Annotated in this window: 15 protein-coding genes; 8 read left to right on the top strand and 7 right to left on the bottom strand. The window is 71.0% G+C overall.

Annotated features, from left to right (window positions below; all coding sequences use genetic code 11):
* Positions 1-3: 3 nt before the first annotated feature.
* On the bottom strand, positions 4-915 hold the full coding sequence (locus DJ021_RS01185) for an EamA family transporter (protein ID WP_111455793.1): 912 nt from the start codon (positions 913-915) through the stop codon (positions 4-6).
* Between the two features lie 110 nt (positions 916-1,025).
* Between DJ021_RS01185 and xth the strand changes: the two genes are divergently transcribed.
* The 3 genes from xth to DJ021_RS01170 all read left to right on the top strand — a co-directional run bounded on the left by xth (position 1,026) and on the right by DJ021_RS01170 (position 3,065).
* Entirely contained in the window at positions 1,026-1,802 is a 777-nt protein-coding gene (xth, locus tag DJ021_RS01180; RefSeq protein WP_111455792.1) for an exodeoxyribonuclease III, read from the top strand.
* Positions 1,803-1,881: 79 nt separating this feature from the next.
* Positions 1,882-2,511: a glutathione S-transferase family protein gene (locus DJ021_RS01175; RefSeq protein ID WP_111455790.1), complete on the top strand. Its 630-nt coding sequence runs from the start codon at positions 1,882-1,884 to the stop codon at positions 2,509-2,511.
* Entirely contained in the window at positions 2,508-3,065 is a 558-nt protein-coding gene (locus tag DJ021_RS01170; RefSeq protein ID WP_111455789.1) for a DUF1697 domain-containing protein, read from the top strand. Before DJ021_RS01175 ends, DJ021_RS01170 begins: the two co-directional genes overlap by 4 nt.
* Here DJ021_RS01170 and DJ021_RS01165 read toward each other — a convergent pair.
* The 3 genes from DJ021_RS01165 to DJ021_RS01155 all read right to left on the bottom strand — a co-directional run bounded on the left by DJ021_RS01165 (position 3,043) and on the right by DJ021_RS01155 (position 6,194).
* Positions 3,043-4,485, bottom strand: coding sequence for an ATP-binding protein (locus tag DJ021_RS01165; protein WP_111455787.1), 1,443 nt, complete (start codon positions 4,483-4,485; stop codon positions 3,043-3,045). The two genes, DJ021_RS01170 and DJ021_RS01165, sit on opposite strands and share 23 nt — an antisense overlap.
* Positions 4,482-5,219, bottom strand: coding sequence for a response regulator (locus tag DJ021_RS01160; RefSeq protein ID WP_111455786.1), 738 nt, complete (start codon positions 5,217-5,219; stop codon positions 4,482-4,484). Before DJ021_RS01160 ends, DJ021_RS01165 begins: the two co-directional genes overlap by 4 nt.
* Positions 5,220-5,489: 270 nt before the next feature.
* The gene (locus DJ021_RS01155; RefSeq protein WP_165837074.1) at positions 5,490-6,194 is read right to left on the bottom strand and encodes an EF-hand domain-containing protein; all 705 of its coding nucleotides are present in this window, start codon (positions 6,192-6,194) and stop codon (positions 5,490-5,492) included.
* 334 nt (positions 6,195-6,528) lie between these two features.
* Here DJ021_RS01155 and DJ021_RS01150 point away from each other — a divergent pair, with 334 nt between their 5' ends.
* On the top strand, positions 6,529-9,723 hold the full coding sequence (locus DJ021_RS01150) for an autotransporter domain-containing protein (RefSeq protein ID WP_111455783.1): 3,195 nt from the start codon (positions 6,529-6,531) through the stop codon (positions 9,721-9,723).
* A 13-nt stretch (positions 9,724-9,736) separates the two neighbouring features.
* Here DJ021_RS01150 and DJ021_RS18615 read toward each other — a convergent pair whose 3' ends face one another.
* The 3 genes from DJ021_RS18615 to DJ021_RS01135 all read right to left on the bottom strand — a co-directional run bounded on the left by DJ021_RS18615 (position 9,737) and on the right by DJ021_RS01135 (position 12,364).
* Positions 9,737-10,402 (bottom strand): hypothetical protein, encoded by a 666-nt coding sequence (locus tag DJ021_RS18615; protein ID WP_133254913.1) that lies wholly within the window; start codon positions 10,400-10,402, stop codon positions 9,737-9,739.
* 393 nt (positions 10,403-10,795) lie between these two features.
* Positions 10,796-11,254: a response regulator gene (locus tag DJ021_RS01140; RefSeq protein ID WP_111455781.1), complete on the bottom strand. Its 459-nt coding sequence runs from the start codon at positions 11,252-11,254 to the stop codon at positions 10,796-10,798.
* Positions 11,255-11,272: 18 nt separating this feature from the next.
* Entirely contained in the window at positions 11,273-12,364 is a 1,092-nt protein-coding gene (locus tag DJ021_RS01135) for a sensor histidine kinase (RefSeq protein WP_111455780.1), read from the bottom strand.
* Between the two features lie 251 nt (positions 12,365-12,615).
* Between DJ021_RS01135 and DJ021_RS01130 the strand changes: the two genes are divergently transcribed.
* The 4 genes from DJ021_RS01130 (at position 12,616) to DJ021_RS01115 (ending at position 15,699) form a co-directional block, all read left to right on the top strand.
* Complete coding sequence (locus tag DJ021_RS01130; RefSeq protein ID WP_111455778.1) at positions 12,616-13,815, top strand: glycosyltransferase family 87 protein; 1,200 nt, start codon at positions 12,616-12,618, stop codon at positions 13,813-13,815.
* A gap of 56 nt (positions 13,816-13,871) precedes the next feature.
* On the top strand, positions 13,872-14,315 hold the full coding sequence (locus DJ021_RS01125; protein WP_133254912.1) for a cupin domain-containing protein: 444 nt from the start codon (positions 13,872-13,874) through the stop codon (positions 14,313-14,315).
* Positions 14,316-14,408: 93 nt separating this feature from the next.
* A complete protein-coding gene (locus DJ021_RS01120) occupies positions 14,409-14,750 on the top strand; it encodes an ArsR/SmtB family transcription factor (RefSeq protein ID WP_111455775.1) in 342 nt (113 codons plus the stop codon).
* Position 14,751: 1 nt separating this feature from the next.
* Complete coding sequence (locus DJ021_RS01115; protein WP_111455774.1) at positions 14,752-15,699, top strand: SRPBCC family protein; 948 nt, start codon at positions 14,752-14,754, stop codon at positions 15,697-15,699.
* The last annotated feature ends 1 nt before the right edge of the window (position 15,700 follow it).

Genomic DNA, 15,700 nt, shown 5'->3' with positions numbered 1-15,700 from the left:
AACCTAGTTGGGCGTGGATAGCGGCCGGGGCGCCTCGCGGCGGGCGTCCATGGTCAGGGTCGCGCCCAGCGAGGCGAGCATGATGGCGGCGATGGCGACGGCCTGGCGCGGGGCCAGCGCCTCGTGGAGGATCAGCCAGCCCATCAGGGCGGCGAGCGCCGGCTCCAGGCTCATCAGGGTGCCGAACACGCGAACCGGCATCCGGGTCAGGGCGAACATCTCCATCGTGTAGGGCAGCACGCTGGAGGCGATGGCGACGCCGATCGCGCTCAGCAGGATCTGCGGAGCGAACAGGGCCGCGCCGGCCTGGGCGAGGCCGAAGGGGAAGGCGACGAGGGCGGCGACGATCATGCCGATGGCGGTGGCCTGGGCGCCGTGCGCGGTTCCAGCCTGCTTGCCGAACACGATGTAGAGGCCCCAGCAGAGGCCGGCGCCGAGCGCGAACGCAATGCCCTTCGGATCGAGCGGGTGGGCTTGGTGGCCCAGCGGGGCGAGGGCCAGTAGCCCGGTGGCGGCGAGCGCCACCCAGGCGAAGTCGATCCGCCGACGGGTGGCCAGCACCGCCACGCCCAGCGGGCCGGTGAACTCCAGCGCCACCGCGACGCCCAGCGGGATGGTCTGCAGGGCCGAGTAGAACAGCAGGTTCATGAGCCCGAGGGTGGCGCCGTAGGCGGCCAGCACCGGCCAGGCGCGGCGCTGCGGCGGGCTGCGCCAGGGGCGGTAGATGGCGGCCAGGATCAGGGCGGCCAGGACCACGCGCAGGGCGGTCGCCCCTTGCGGCCCCACCGCCGGGAACAGCCCCTTGGCGAAGGACGCGCCCACCTGCACCGAGATCATCGACGCCGCCAGCGCCGCGAGCGAGGGCAGGCTCGAGGCGAGCGCCGAAGCGGGAGGGCGGGGCGGGGCGGCGGTCATCGGGCGAGGACTCGTGGGCGGGCTTGCGGCGGAGGCTCTTAGCATCTCTTCCGCCGGTTTCGCCCCGACGGCTGAACCAAACCCCGGCCCTGGCGCGTTGCGGGCCTCGGATGAGGATCGCCACCTTCAACGTCAACGGGGTCAACGGCCGGCTGCCGGTGCTGCTGCGCTGGCTGGACGAGACGGAGCCCGACGTCGTCTGCCTGCAGGAGTTGAAGGCGCCGCAGGACAAGTTCCCCCACGCGGCCATCGAGGCGGCGGGCTACGGCGCGATCTGGCACGGGCAGAAGAGCTGGAACGGCGTGGCGATCCTGGCCCGCGGCTGCGAGCCGCTGGAGACCCGGCGTGGGCTGCCGGGCGATCCGGACGACAGCCACAGCCGCTACATCGAGGCGGCGGTGGACGGGCTGCTGGTCGGCTGCCTCTACCTGCCCAACGGCAACCCCGCGCCGGGGGCGAAGTTCGACTACAAGCTGCGGTGGTTCGAGCGGCTGCGGGCGCATGCGGCGGGCCTGCTGGCGCAGGGGGCGCCGGCGGTGCTGGCCGGGGACTACAACGTCATGCCGACCGATCTCGACGTCTATAAGCCGGAGCGATGGCTGGACGACGCCCTGTTCCGGCCGGAGGTGCGGGCGGCCTACGCTGCGTTGATCGGCCAGGGGTGGACGGACGCGCTCCGCACCCTGCATCCGGGCGAGCGGATCTACACCTTCTGGGACTACTTCCGGAACGCCTACGGGCGCGACGCCGGGCTGCGGATCGACCACCTGCTGCTGAGCCCCGAGGTGGCGCCGCGGCTGCGCGCCGCCGGCGTGGACCGCGACGTGCGCGGCTGGGAGAAGGCCAGCGACCATGCGCCCACCTGGGTGGAGCTGACGCCTCGCTGAGCGCGGATTCGGCTCTGGACGCGCCGAAGCTGTTGTGGCCGATAGCGTTCGTCCTGAGCGACGCGAGGAGGTACGGGCCATGGAAATCGTCATCGGCACCAAGAAGTGGTCGACCTGGTCGCTGCGGCCGTGGCTGGCGCTGAAGAAGACCGGCGCACCGTTCGACGAGACGCTGATCGCGCTTCGCCAGGAGCAGGGGCTGACCGAGGCGCAGATCCGGCCGCATTCGCCCAGCGGCCTGGTGCCGGCGCTCAGGGACGGCGAGCTGGTGGTCTGGGACTCCCTGGCGATCTGCGAATACCTGGCCGAGCGGTTCCCGCATGCCGGGCTGTGGCCGGCGGACGCCGCGACGCGGGCGGTGGCGCGCTCCGCGGCGGCGGAGATGCATTCGGGCTTCCCCAGCCTGCGCGGCGAATGCCCGATGGACCTGACCATGACGCCGCGGGTGGCGGAGCTGTCGGAGGCCACGCACAAGGACCTGCGGCGGCTGGCGGCGCTGTGGAGCGACCTGCTCGGCCGGTTCGGCGGACCCTATCTGGCCGGCGAGGAGTGGGGGATCGTCGACGCCTTCTTCACTCCGGTGGCGACGCGGATCCGCACCTACGGCATCCGGATGTCGGACTACGGCGACGTGGGGCCGGCGGGCGCCTACGCCGAGCGGCTGCTGGAACGGCCGGAGTTCCTGGCCTGGGAAGCCGACGCCCGGTGAGCCAGCGGGTGGCGGTGATGCTGCGGGCGGTCAACGTCGGCGGGCGACGGCTGGTGATGGCCGACTTCCGGGCGGCGCTCAGCGAACTCGGCTGCACCGAGCCGGAGACGGTGGTGGCGACGGGCAACGCCGTGGTCGGCGCGGCCGGCTCCGAGGCGGCGCTGGAGCGCGGGCTGACGGAGAAGCTGGGCGGGGCGGTGGACGTCTTCGTGCGCGACGGCGCCGAGCTGGCGGCGATCGTCGCCGGCAATCCGTACCCGGAGATGGCCAGGCGCGATCCGAGCCACCTGGTGGTGATGTTCCTGAAGGGCGAGCCGGCGGCCGGGGCGGTGGACGCGCTGCGCGGCAAGATCACCGGGCCCGAAGAGGTCGCGGCCGGGCCCGGCTGCCTCTACGCCACCTTTCCCGACGACCTCGGCCACTCCAAGCTGACCGGGACGCTGATCGAGCGGACGCTGAAGCTGAGGGGCACGATGCGCAACTGGAACACCGTGACCAAGCTGGCGGCCCTGACCCGGACCGAGGCGGACGCTAGGCGGCTGCCGGCAGGGTGACGACGGCGGTGGTGCCGTCCGGACCGGAGGTGAGCTCGACGTCGCCGCCGTGGGCGCGGGCGGCGGAGCGCGCGATCGGCAGGCCGAGGCCCACGCCGGCGTTGTCCAGGTTGCGCGAGGCGTCGGTGCGGTAGAAGGGCTGGAACACCCGGCCGAGCTCCTCGCCGGAGAGGCCGGGGCCGCGGTCGGCGATCACCACCACGGCGGATTCGGCGTCGCGGCGCACCTGGATGCGGGCCCAGCCGCCGTACTTCACGGCGTTGTCCACCAGGTTGTTGAACAGCCGCTGCAGGGCCACCGGATCGCCGTCGACGGTGACCGGCTGGGCATGGACGATCTCCACGTCGGCGCCCAGCAGGGCGGCGTCGTCGACCACGCATTCCACCAGTGACAACAGGTCCAGCCGCTCGCGCTGCCGGGGCTGGCCCTCGTCGCGGATGAAGGCCAGGACCCCGCCGATCATCTGCTCCATCTGATTGACGTCGGTGAGCACGCTGTCGCGCAGGCGGGGCGGGGCGGCCTCGATCTTGAACTTGATGCGGGCGAGCGGGGTGCGCAGGTCGTGGCTGATGGCGCCGACCAGGGCGGTGCGGTCGCCGATGTAGCGCTTCAGCCTGGCCTGCATCTCGTTGAAGGCGTGGGCGGCGGCGCCGATCTCGGCGGGGCCGCGCAGGGTGATCTGCGGGGCGTGCGGGTCGCGGCCCAGGGTCTCGGCGGCCTGCGCGAACCGCTTCAGGGGCGCGGTGATGCGGCGGGCGAACAGGTAGCCCGCCGGCGCGACGATCAGGAACCCGGCCAGCAGGCAGAGCGAGGTGCGCAGCTGCCAGGCGGTGGGGAAGGGCTCGGGCGTGGAGCGCACCACCACCCAGCGGCCGTCGGGCTGCTGCAGGGCGGCGGCGAAGGCGCCGACGATGGGCATCTCCGGGCCGCTGTCGGGGCCAAAGCGCCGCCAGCCGGGCGGCCCGGCGCCGCGGAACCCAGCGCGGCCGACGTCATCGCCGCGGCGGTCGAAGTCCGCGCGCTCGAACGGCGACCGCTCCAGGCGGCGCACGTGGTGCAGAAGGCGCAGCTCAGGATCGGGGTCGTGCTGCCGCAGGCGCACCTGGGATTCCGGAACGCCCAGCACCTGGGCCAGCGCCCGGGAGGAGCGCTCGTGGAGCGGATGCTCGACGCTGAGCTCCCCCGACAGGGCAGGGACGACCTCGCGGACGAGGGGACGGCCCAGGCGCATCTTCAGCGGCCCGCCCCGAAGCGCGGCGGCGACATCGGCGGCATGGTAGAACGACGGGCGCGGCGGCGGCGTGAAGACGATGACGCCGAAGCTGATGATCTGGGCGGCCAGGAGGCAGGCCAGCAGCAGGGCGACGAGCTGCAGCCCGATCGGCGCGCGGGTGCGAGGCCAGCCGCCCCCGAGCGTCACGGTCGGGTGACCTTGGCGTCGAACAGGTAGCCGGCGCCGCGGTAGGTCTTGATGATTTCGCCCTCGACGCAGGCGTGCAGCTTGCGGCGCAGCCGGCTGATCTGGACGTCGACCGCCCGGTCGAAGACCTCGGTGTGGGCGCCGCGGGCGAGCTCCAACAGCTGGTCGCGGGAGAGGATCCGCTGCGGATTCTCCAGGAAGGCGGAGAGCAGCGAGAACTCGCCGCCGGTGAGCAGGATGGCGGTGCCGTTGGGAGCGCGCAGCTGGCGCCGCAGGGTGTCCACCACGAAGCCCTGGAAGTGGTAGGTCTTGCCCTTGCGGGGCGCGCCGCCGCGCACCTCCTCCAGCCGCCGCATCACGGCGCGGACGCGGGCCAGGAGCTCGCGCGGGCTGCAGGGCTTGGGCAGGTAGTCGTCTGCGCCGAGCTCCAGGCCCAGCACCCGGTCGACCTCGTCGGCCATGGCGCTCACCATGACCACGGCGGGACCGCCTTCCTCGGCCAGGCGCCGGCAGATGGACAGGCCGTCCTCACCGGGCAACATGACGTCGAGGATGATCAGGTCGATGGGGGCCTGTGCGAGCACCGCCTCCATCCCGGGGCCGTCCCCGGCCGCATGAAGCTGATAGCCGTGCTCCGCGAGGTAGCCGACCATCTGTTCGCGCAACTGGGTGTCGTCGTCGACGACCAGGATGTGGCGGGCGGGAAGCACGCTGAGCGAGGAGGATGCGGACATGACGTTTCCCTGAGCGTCAATTGTGTCACCTCGAATGCCGCCACGCCACAATCAACCGCCCGGCGCGAAAACAGTGACGCTTATTCCGCGCAGGCCCGTTTCGAGCGTCCCGTGCACGTGGCCGGGCCTTCCGGGGCGACGGCGCAGGCAGGGTCGCACGGGCGCGGGCCCGATTCGATTTCCAGCAGGGAGGCGCGGCTGACATCGCGCCTTGCGAACGCCGCGGATGCGGCCGGAGCAGCGGGGGGGTGCGGCTCCGGCCGCGCCGCATCAGGCCGAGAGCGCGGCCTGAGCGGTCTGGGTCCCGGTTCCGCCCTGCGCCGCGCCGTTCTGGTGCGCCGTGCGGAACGCGTCGAGCGCCGCAGACAGTTCGGCGGCGGAAAGCTGGCCGTCGCCGTTGGAGTCGAGCTTGCCGAGGCTCTGGGCGAGGCTGTCGGTTCCGCTGGCCGAGGTCCCCAGCGCGGAGCTGATCTCGGCCATGCTGAGGGAACCGTCGCCGTTGGTGTCGGCTGCGCCGATCACCTGGGCGGCGACGTCGGAGCTGGCCGCCACCTTGTGCCCGTGGCCGTGATGGCCATGGGTCGCCTTGGCCGAGTCGAGGGCGCTGGTGAGTTCGCTGGCCCCCACAGTGCCGTCGCCATTGGTGTCGAGTTTGGCGATGGCCTGGGTCAGCGCGTCGGTCTGGCTGGTCCCGGAAGCGCCGTTCGCGCCCAGGGCCGTCTTGATCTCGTCGGCGGAGAGTTGGCCGTCGCCGTTGGAATCGACCTGTTGGATCAGGGCCGCGGCGAGGTCGGACGAGCTCGGCGGTTGTTCCTGGGCCGACAGGAGGCCGGCCAGCGTCTTCGACGCGAACTGGCTGGACGCGCCGCCGCTGGGCGCGGGGCCCGACACGGGGGTCACCGCGGTCGCGCCGGTTGCGGTGGTGTCACCCGGCACATTTTGCCCGGGGGTCTGGGTCTGCTGTTGGAGCAGCATGCTCAGGATGCGCTGTGCCTGACTGCCTCCGTAAGCCGTTGAATTACCTGATATCTGCATGGGAGCCTCAGGGTTGGTTCGTGACGATGCGCGCCTGAGACGCCCTGGGGCGGCTCCGTCGTGCAGGCCGCGCCATGCAAGTTATGTGATAGTATACCGAAAGACAGAATTGTTTCAGATATCAATTCTCAGGTGAAACACTGGCGTCACAATCACTCTAAATCCAGAAGATATCCACAGACCACAGTCATTGCCTAGACACATTCATCGACGAGGCATGGTTCAGCTTTAGAGGGTGTGTCGAATGACTGGGTATTTTCCGCCGCGCGGCCGTGTGTCGACTGAAACTCGGCGGCCGTTCCTGACGGCGGGGCGACTCGGATCGTCGCTGGTCAGCGTCTCGGCGCTGATCTGGGCCACCCAGGCGTTCGCCGACACCACGATCGGCAGCGGCCAGAACACGCCGGTCGCCACCTCGACGGCGGCCAATGGCGCGCCGGACAATGTAGTGATCTCCGGCAGCGGGGCGATCACGCCGACCTCCGGCACGGCGGTGACGCTCGACAGCGACAACACCGTCTCCAATTCCGGCTCGATCCAGATCCAGAACGTCGACGACGCCACCGGCATCCTGGCGCTCGGCGGCCACACCGGATCGATCACCAACTCCGGGACCATCACCATCAACGAGACCACGGTGTTCACCGACACCAACGGCGATGGGCTGGTGAACGGCCCGTTCGCCACCGGATCGCGGCGGTTCGGCGTGCGGGTGATCGGGCCGGGAGACCTGGCCGGCGCGGGCGGGATCATCAATGCCGGAACGATCACCGTGCAGGGCAACGACTCCGCGGGCATCTCGGTGGAGACCAATCTCGGAGGCCCGATTTCCAACACGGGCACGATCAGCGTCACCGGAACCAACAGCATCGGCCTGCGGACCACGGGCTCGGTGGGCGGCAACGTTTCGATCTTCGGCGCGGTCAGCGCCATCGGCCAGGGCGCGCAGGGCGTGGCCCTCGGGGGCGACGTGAGCGGCGGAGTGATCGTGCAGAGCACGGTCACGGCGACCGGCTACCGCACGACCACGCGCAACACCGACCCCACCCTGCTCGCCAAGCTGCAGCCTGACGACCTGCTGCAGGGCGGCCCGGCCCTGTCGATCGCCGGCAGCGTCGCCAAGGGCCTGCTGGTGGACGCCCCGCCGCCGCTGGACGCCACCAACACGGACCTCAACGGCAACGGCATCGCGGACGCGAGCGAGCTCACCGGCTCGGTGACCTCCTACGGCGGCGCGCCGGCCATCGTGGTCGGCGCGGTGGGCCGCGACGTCAACCTGGGCGACGTGGGGCCGGGCGTCAGCGTCTATGACGTGGGGGCCAGCGCCGCCAACGCCTATGGGGTGGTGATCCATGGCATGGTGTCGGGCCTCGGCGTCTATGACGGCGTCTCCTCGGTGGGCCTGCAACTCGGCGTCGCCGGCGGCGGGGCGGTGACCACTGGCGACGGCGTGCTGATCACCGGCAGCGTCACGTCCTCCGCCTACTCGGGCAACTCGACGGCGCTGCTGCTGAACAGCGGGGCCGTGGCGCCGACGATCGTCAACACCGGGACGATCAACGCCGACGTCATCTCCGAAGGCTTGAACGTCTCGCACGCCATCGACATCGAGGCCGGGGCGAATGTGGGGAGCCTGGTGAACAGCGGCACGATCTGGGGCAGCGCCCTGGGTCAGACCCCCAGCAGCGTGGCGGTGATCGATCGTTCGGGCACGCTGAGCTCGATCACCAACACCGGCGTGATCCAGGCCACCGTCTCGCCCAGCGGGGCGCTGGCCGGAGTGACCGGCACGGCGACCGTCTTCGACCTGACCGCGAACACCGGCGGCGTGCAGCTGACGCAGAGCCAGTCGACCACGGCGACGACGACGCCGTTGATCAACGGGGCGATCCTGCTGGGCTCGGGCGGCGACCAGCTGAACATCCTGGCCGGGGCGGTGACCGGCGACATCGCCTTCGGGGCGGGCGCCAACGGCCTGACGATCGACGGCGGCGGCACGGTGACCGGCGCACTGACCGCACAGGGCGGAACGCTGGCCCTGAGGATGGGCACGGGCGTTCTGCAGATCAACAACACCGGCAACCTGGCGCTGACCAGCCTCAACCTCGGCAGCGGGTCGCAGCTGATGCTGACCGCCGATCCCAGCGCCGGCGCGGCGACGACCCTGACCGTGGCGGGAGCGGCCACGATCGCCGACGGCGCCAAGATCGGGCTGCGGCTGACCTCGCTGGTGCAGGACACCGCCAGCTTCACCGTGATCCGGGCGAGCCAGCTCTCGGCCGGCGCCATCGACTCCAGTCTGCTGGGGAGCTCGCCCTACCTCTACAACGTGAGCCTGGCGACCAACGCCGCGGCGGGAACGGTGTCGATCAACGTGACGCAGAAGACCGCGGCCGACCTTCAGCTGCCGGCCTCGGTGGCCAGCGCCTACCAGCCGATCATGGCCGCCGCGGACCGCGACGCCGGGCTGCGCGCCGCCATGCTGGCGCAGTCCGACCGCGCCGGCTTCACGAGCCTCTACGCCCAGATGCTGCCGGACTACAGCGGCGACGTGTTCCAGATGGCCGTGGCGGCCTCCGACGCGTTCGGCGCGCCCATCGACGACCGCCAGGACGTGCAGGGCGGCGGCGCCTGGGTGCAGGAGCTCAACTACGGGATGATCGCCAACGGCCACGACGGCATGCCGGGCTACAAGGCCTGGGGGCTTGGAGTGGTGGGCGGCTACGAGGCCGCCGCCTCGCGGCTCGGGATCTTCGGCGTGACCCTGGGCGCCAGCTCCAGCGAGATTCGCAACGACCAGTCCGACGCCAACCAGCACCTGATCGAGAACATGGTGGAGCTGGGCGGCTACTGGCGGGTGACGATGGGCGGGTTCTCCGCCAACGCGCGGCTGGCGGGCGACTACCTGCAGGCGACCAGCAACCGGGTGGTTGCGACGAGCGATACGTCGTTGGCGCAGTACTCCGGGACCGCCCAGGGCCGCTGGTCAGCCGGCGGAGAGACCGGGCGGCTGCACGCCAGCTACGAGGCGCACCTGGGCGACGTCTACCTGCGGCCGCAGGTCGCGGCCGACTATTTCCGGCTGTCCGAGGGCGGCTACAGCGAATCGGGTGGCGGCGCGCTGGATCTCCAGGTCGACGGCCGGACCAGTTCCAGGATGTCAGCCTTCGCCGGCGTGGCGGTGGGCGCGCTGTTCACCGAAGGCGCGGACAATTCCTGGGGACCGGAACTCCTGCTCGGCTATCGCGACGTGGTCAGCCAGAACCTGGCGGCGACCACCGGTCGGTTCATCGCCGGCGGCAACGCCTTCACCCTGGCGGCGGACAACGTCGCCGGCGGCGGCGCGACCGCCCGCATCTCGATCAAGGGCGAGAACGGCAGCGGCGGCTTCTCGGTGGAAGGCGGGGCCGAGGCGCGCGACAGCCTGACCATCTACGACCTGCGGCTGGCGGCCCACTTCCAGTTCTAGGGGAGATCGGCGGTCAGCGGCCCTCGGGCGGCGGCTCTCCAGGCGGGTAGGGGCAGCCGGCGAAGCGGTCGGCGGCCACCGGCAGCGGCTGGTCCAGGTTCATGCGTGGGTCGGCCCAGGCGGTGCGGCAACGCCCCGGCTGGTCGCTCAACGAGGAGCCGCCGAACGACAGCCCGAGCGCCAGGCTCTGCGAGCTGTAGGGGCCACCATAGCCGTAGCCGTAGGGCGAGCGGTAGCCGTAGCCGCCGCTGCGACCGTTGAACTGGGTCTGCCCGATCGCGATGCTGAGGGTGCCGGTCTTGCCGAGCGGCACGTCGGAGCGGGCGTAGGCGCTGCGATAGCCGCCGGAGCCCACCGACACGTCGACCATGCCATGCACCTTGCGCGGCTCGTCCTGGCCGGTGGTCACGCCGGAGGCCTCGTCGTCGGGCAGCCGGGCGGCGGGGGACGTGCGCAGGTAGTGGTCGATCTGCTCGGCGACGCCGGAGCCGCTCTGTGGCGGCGTGACGGTCGGCGGCGGCGCGGCGGCGGTCGGCGCGGCGCTGGTGTCGGCTGCAACTGCCGCGATCGGCGCGGGGGCGGTGGCCATCGGCGCGTCGGTGGTCTCGGCGGCCAGCGCCTGACCTGCGGCGGCGAGCGCGCCGGCGATGACCAGGGCGGCGATCTTTTGATGCTTCACAGCCGGGACTCCTTCTCCCGGCATCAACGCCCAGGAATGCGACCGGCAGATGGCTCGCCGGCCACAATCATCGGTTATCGCCGCCGCGGGCTCAAGATGGCCTTCACTCTGCAACCGTCCGGAGACGAACCGGCCCAACTGTCGCCGCGCCGACCCACCAATTTGATCCTGCGCTTCGAGGCGGCGGACCGGTCTCTCCTCCGCCAGCCGCCTCCCGCGCAGTTGAACAGGTTCCGCCGCATCTCCTCCCCCCAGGATGTCGGCCGGACCGCGGCTCCCCCGCCCCACACGGGGGAGCCGCCAACCGCCGCCGCCCCGCTCAGTCGATGGAGCCGTTGCAGTCCGTCACCGCCGCAGGCGCGGTGGCGATCTCGAGTTTCACGGCGAACGTGACTAGGCGGCGTCGGGCATCACGTCCGGGGAAGCCACGAACACCTCCAGCTGGGGCGGCCGCGGCAGGGACTCGTCGCCGGCGAGATGCCGCAGGATGTAGCGGACCGCCGTGGCCATCTCGGCGGGATCATAGGGCTTGGGCATGGACCCGACGGCGACGGTCTGCGCCGAGCTGGCCCGGCTGACCTGGCCGCTGATGAACAACACGGGGATACCCATCGCCTTGAGTTCGCGGGCCAGGCCGATGCCGTCGTCACGGCCCTGGAGCTCGATGTTCACCAGCGCAAGATCCGGCTTTCCCGCCTGAGCCGCCAGGATCGCGTCGTGGGCGGTCTCGGTCAGTTCCAGGACCCGGAATCCGGCGTCTTGCAGTTCGTCCCTGAGCGCCATGGCGGGGAGGACGTCGTCCTCGACGATCAGCAGGGTCTTGCCTGTCCCAGGCGGTGTCATCGTATCCATGGCTCGATTCCTTTCGACCTAGGCTGCAGGGCGTTTGACGGCCGGCGTGTGGCTGAGCGGATCCTCGCCTTCGTCGACGAGCGTGATCTGCGTGCGGGTGATGGCCACGTGGGTGCCGGGATTCCCCGGTCCCACGATGACAACCGCCTGAAGCTGCTTGGCCAGCGCCTGGACGATGCTGGTGCCCAGCCCGGTCCGGACCTCGCCGGGATCGGTGGGCATGCCGACGCCGTCGTCGCTGACCGACAACACCCAGTTGGGGCCTCGGAAGGCGCAGTCGACGACGATCGCGCCGGGCCGGCCGTTTGGAAAGGCGTGCTTCAGGGCGTTGATCACCAACTCCGTGACGATCAGGCCCAGGCTGACCGACACCCGGCCGTCCACGACGCCGCCCGCGCCCGTGACGACCAGCGAGAGCCTGTCGCTTTGCCCGATCATCGAGGCGGCGATGCTGTCGCAGAGCTCGGTGAAATAGGCGTGCAGCTCCACTTCGCCCGCGCCCGAAGTGCTGAGCTGCCGCTCCAGGGCGGCGACCGACATCACCCGGTTGTGGGCGTCCCGGAGGTGCCCGCGCGTCTCCTCCGACTCGGTCTTCTTGGCGTTCTGCAAGAGCACGCTGGCGATGATCTGAAGGCTGTTGGCGACCCGGTGGCGGACCTCCTGCAGGAGGACGATGTTCTGGCGAAGGGCCTCGTCCTTCAGCTTGGCGTCGGCCCGCGCCGCGGTCACGTCGCTCACCGCCATGAGCAGGCGCTGGTTCGCCAGATCGAGGTAGACGAGGCGCTGGGCGTGGATGACCAGGCAGAGCGTCGAGCGGCCGGGGCGCTTGAAGTCCAGCTCGTAGGCTTCGATCGTGGCGGCGCCCGAGGCCGTCGCCTTCAACAGCGAGCGCAGCTGCGGGATATTCCACTCCCCCGCGCCCAGGCTGAACAGCGACACGCCGACCGCGGTCGCCGGATCGATCTCGAAGACCTCCGAGAAGGAGGCGCTGGCGGCGACGATGTTGAAGGCGCCGTCGAGCAGCAGGAGGGGTCCGGGCGACGACGCCACCACAGCCATGGTCAGGCTGAGCGCGGCTTCCTCGGAATAGCTAGGTGGTGGGGCAGCCATGGCATGCCCTTCAGAAAACTGGAGGCTCGCGGAGCGAAAGCCGTACCCAGGCGTGTTTTGCAGGAGACCGTGCAGGTAAAAATATGCACCAAACAAATGTAACACAGCGGTAGACCTTCGGTTGCACCTAATCGACTGCTGGACGCGAGGTAATTCGCTCCCGCGCAGTCGCCGCACGCAGGCAGTTCGTCCGCCGCCGGCGGAACTCCGGAAGGCGCCGCCTGATTAGTGGCGCCGTCAGGAGCTGCGCCATGGTCGAGGTTGTTGCGGTTCCCCGCCGGCCGGCATGGTTCAACGCGCGCCGGGCGCGGGGCTATCCGTGGATCTACCTGATCTTCTTCTGCCTGCCGGTGCTCGCCGCCAGCTGGGGACTCGTCGGGCCGCATGGGGTCGCCGCCGATTTCGGCGCCTTCTGGGCGGCCGGACGGCTCGCCTGGCGCGATCCGGTCCTGGCCTGGGACCCGCAGGCCGTTCGGGCCCTGGAGGGCTGGATGGCGGGATCGAGCTACGCCCCCTTCATCAATCCGCCGCCCTTCCTGCTGTTCGTGGCGCCGCTCGGCCTCCTGCCGCTGGCGGCGGCGCGCGCCGTGTGGTTCGCAGCGACCCTCGGCGGCTATCTGGCGGCGAGCCGGCGGCTGGCGCCGATCGCCCTGCTGGCGGCGTTCCCGGTGGTGCTGATGAACGGGGTGATCGGCCAGTCCGGCCTGCTGACCGGCGCGCTGTTCATCGGCGGCGTCATCCAGCTCGGAAAGCGACCGTTGCTCGCGGGCCTGCTGTTCGGCGCCCTGATCATCAAGCCCCAGCTCGCCGTCCTGATCCCGGTGGCGCTGGTGGCGGGCGGCTGCTGGCGGGCGATCGGCGGCGCGGCGGTCTCGTCGATCTCCCTGTTGGCGGTGAGCCTGGCGCTGTTCGGGCGGGAGTCCTTCGAGGCGTTCCTCCGGACAAGCGCCGTGCCGCTGCAGATCCTCACCGACGGCCAGCTGGCCCCGAAGATGCAGACGGTTTTCGCGGCCGTCCTTACCGCCACCGGCGACCTCGCGGCCGCCGCCTGGGCGCAGCTCCTGGCGACCCTGATCGTCGCGGTCATCGTCTTCCGGAGCTGGCGCGGCGACGCCTGCCTGCTGGCCAAGGGCGCCGTGCTCGCCGCCGCGACGCCGTTCGCCACGCCCTACCTCTACGGCTACGACCTTGTGCTCTGGGCGCTCCCGGTCGCCTGGCTCGTCCGCGAAGGCGCTCGCAGTGGGTTCCTCCGGGGCGAGCGACCCGTGATCGTCGCCGCGCTGCTGAGCCCGGTGGTCGGCGCGCCGCTGGCCGCGCTCACCGACAGCGTGAACCTCGGCCCGCTCGTCGGGCTCGCCCTGCTGGCCGTTGTCCTGCGGCGCTCGGGGTTGGAACGAGGCGCGGCATACCCGAGCTCCAGGGGGCCGATACCAGTCCAGGATGTGGGGTGAGATCATCGCGGGCATTCGCCGCGCTGCTAGTTTCTGACCTTCACAGGAGAGACGTCATGTTCAAGACCGTTGTTCTCGTGAGTGGCTTTTTGGGCCTGTCGACCGCCGCGGCGGCGCAGATGAACCCTAACGACCTGAAGTGGGGCCCGGCGCCTGCGGTGTTCCCGGCGGGCGCGCAGATGGCGGTGCTGTCGGGGGATCCGGGGAAGGCCGGGGTCTTCGTGATCCGGCTCAAGATGCCCGTCGGCTACAAGATCCCGGCGCATCAGCATCCGACCGACGAATACGTGACTGTGGTCTCCGGGGACCTGTCGCTCGGCATGGGCGACAAGCTCGACCCGGCGAAGAGCGCCAAGCTGGCCCCGGGCGGGTTCGCGGTGGCGGGGGCGAAGATGAACCACTTCGCCTTCACGCAGGGCGGCGCGGTGGTGCAGGTCTCGGCGGAAGGCCCGTTCGCGATGACCTACGTCAACCCGCAGGACGACCCGACCCGCCGCTGATCCCGGCGTTGTGGTGGCCGATGGCGCGCGGGCGGCTTGACACCGCGGTGCGTGCTATGTAACCAGATGGTTATCTAACCAATCGGTTATCTGATGACGCCGCAGCCCGCCGACCCGCTCTCCGCCACCTTCGCCGCCCTGGCCGATCCGACGCGCCGGGCGATCCTGGCGCGGCTGTCGCGGGGCGAGGCCTCGGTGACGGATCTGGCCAGGCCGTTCGCCATGTCCGGGCCGGCCGTGAGCAAGCACCTGAAGGTGCTGGAGAAGGCCGGGCTCATCAGCCGCAGCCGCGAGGCGCAGTGGCGGCCGGCCCGGCTGGAGCCGGCGGCGCTGAAGGCGGTCACCGCCTGGCTCGACGACTATCGGCGGCTCTGGGAGCAGAGCTTCGACCGGCTCGACGACTATCTGGCGGAACTGCAGAAGAAGGAGGTCTGAGATGGCCGACCAAGCGACGCCCCTGGGTGCGGGCTACGAAATGACCCTGACCCGCACCTTCAACGCCCCCGTGGCGCTGGTGTTCGACTGCTTCACCGATCCGGACCACCTGGCCAGATGGTGGGGCCCGCTGGGCTGCGAGAACGTCATCAACACGCTGGAGGCCCGGCCGGGCGGCGAGATTTCGCTGCACATGGCCGGTCCCGGCTACAGCCACACCATGGGCGGGGAGTTCGTCGAGATCGACCGGCCCAGGCGCCTGGTCTTCCTCTCCAAGGCCTTCGAGGCGCCGGACGGCGGCTGGGGCATCATCAACCGCAACACCCTGACCTTCGAGGAGCGGAACGGCGCCACCCGACTGATCCTGCACACCCGGGTCGAGCGGGCGGAGGGCGAGCTGGTGCTCGGCGCGCTGGGCGGCATGAAGGCCGGTTGGGGCCAGAGCCTGGAGCGGCTGGGCGACCTGGTCGGCGGCGGCGGCAAGATGGACCTGGAGGTCGCCGACCGCCTCATCGTGCTGAGGCGCGCCTTCGACGCCCCGCCCGAACGGGTCTGGGGCGCGCTGACCGAACCGGACGCCTTCGCCCGGTGGTGGTGCGGCGGCGGTATGGTCGTCGAGGAGATGGACGTCCGGCCCGCCGGCGCCTGGAGCGTCCGGCAGACCTCGCCCGACGGCGCCGTCCACCGGTTCTTTGGCGAGTTCCGCAAGGTCGAGCCGCCCGTCCGCCTGGTGATGACCCAGGGCTTCGACGCCCATGCGCCGATCGAGGTCGTCTACGACCTGACGCAGGAATGGGGCCGCACCGTCCTGACCCGCACCATGAGGTTCCCGGACAACCACTACCGGGACGGCATGCTGGGATCCGGCCTCGATGCGGGGGCGGCCGAAAGCTACGACCGGCTGGCGGAGATCCTGGCGGCGGGCGGAGCGGTCCGCCCGTCCTGCTGAG

The sequence above is a fragment of the Phenylobacterium hankyongense genome, assembly GCF_003254505.1.
GTDB lineage: Bacteria > Pseudomonadota > Alphaproteobacteria > Caulobacterales > Caulobacteraceae > Phenylobacterium > Phenylobacterium hankyongense.
The sequence above is the reverse complement of the archived record's forward strand: the minus strand, read 5'-3'. Positions and strand labels throughout refer to the sequence as shown.

Excerpts from the sequence above, each read along its gene's own strand:
- DJ021_RS01185 (WP_111455793.1), bottom strand. The coding sequence starts at position 915 with ATGACCGCCGCCCCGCCCCGCCCTCCCGCTTCGGCGCTCGCCTCGAGC.
- xth (WP_111455792.1), top strand. The coding sequence starts at position 1,026 with ATGAGGATCGCCACCTTCAACGTCAACGGGGTCAACGGCCGGCTGCCG.
- DJ021_RS01175 (WP_111455790.1), top strand. The coding sequence starts at position 1,882 with ATGGAAATCGTCATCGGCACCAAGAAGTGGTCGACCTGGTCGCTGCGG.
- DJ021_RS01160 (WP_111455786.1), bottom strand. The coding sequence starts at position 5,219 with ATGTCCGCATCCTCCTCGCTCAGCGTGCTTCCCGCCCGCCACATCCTG.
- DJ021_RS01155 (WP_165837074.1), bottom strand. The coding sequence starts at position 6,194 with ATGCTGCTCCAACAGCAGACCCAGACCCCCGGGCAAAATGTGCCGGGT.
- DJ021_RS01140 (WP_111455781.1), bottom strand. The coding sequence starts at position 11,254 with ATGGATACGATGACACCGCCTGGGACAGGCAAGACCCTGCTGATCGTC.
- DJ021_RS01135 (WP_111455780.1), bottom strand. The coding sequence starts at position 12,364 with ATGGCTGCCCCACCACCTAGCTATTCCGAGGAAGCCGCGCTCAGCCTG.
- DJ021_RS01130 (WP_111455778.1), top strand. The coding sequence starts at position 12,616 with ATGGTCGAGGTTGTTGCGGTTCCCCGCCGGCCGGCATGGTTCAACGCG.
- DJ021_RS01125 (WP_133254912.1), top strand. The coding sequence starts at position 13,872 with ATGTTCAAGACCGTTGTTCTCGTGAGTGGCTTTTTGGGCCTGTCGACC.
- DJ021_RS01120 (WP_111455775.1), top strand. The coding sequence starts at position 14,409 with ATGACGCCGCAGCCCGCCGACCCGCTCTCCGCCACCTTCGCCGCCCTG.
- DJ021_RS01115 (WP_111455774.1), top strand. The coding sequence starts at position 14,752 with ATGGCCGACCAAGCGACGCCCCTGGGTGCGGGCTACGAAATGACCCTG.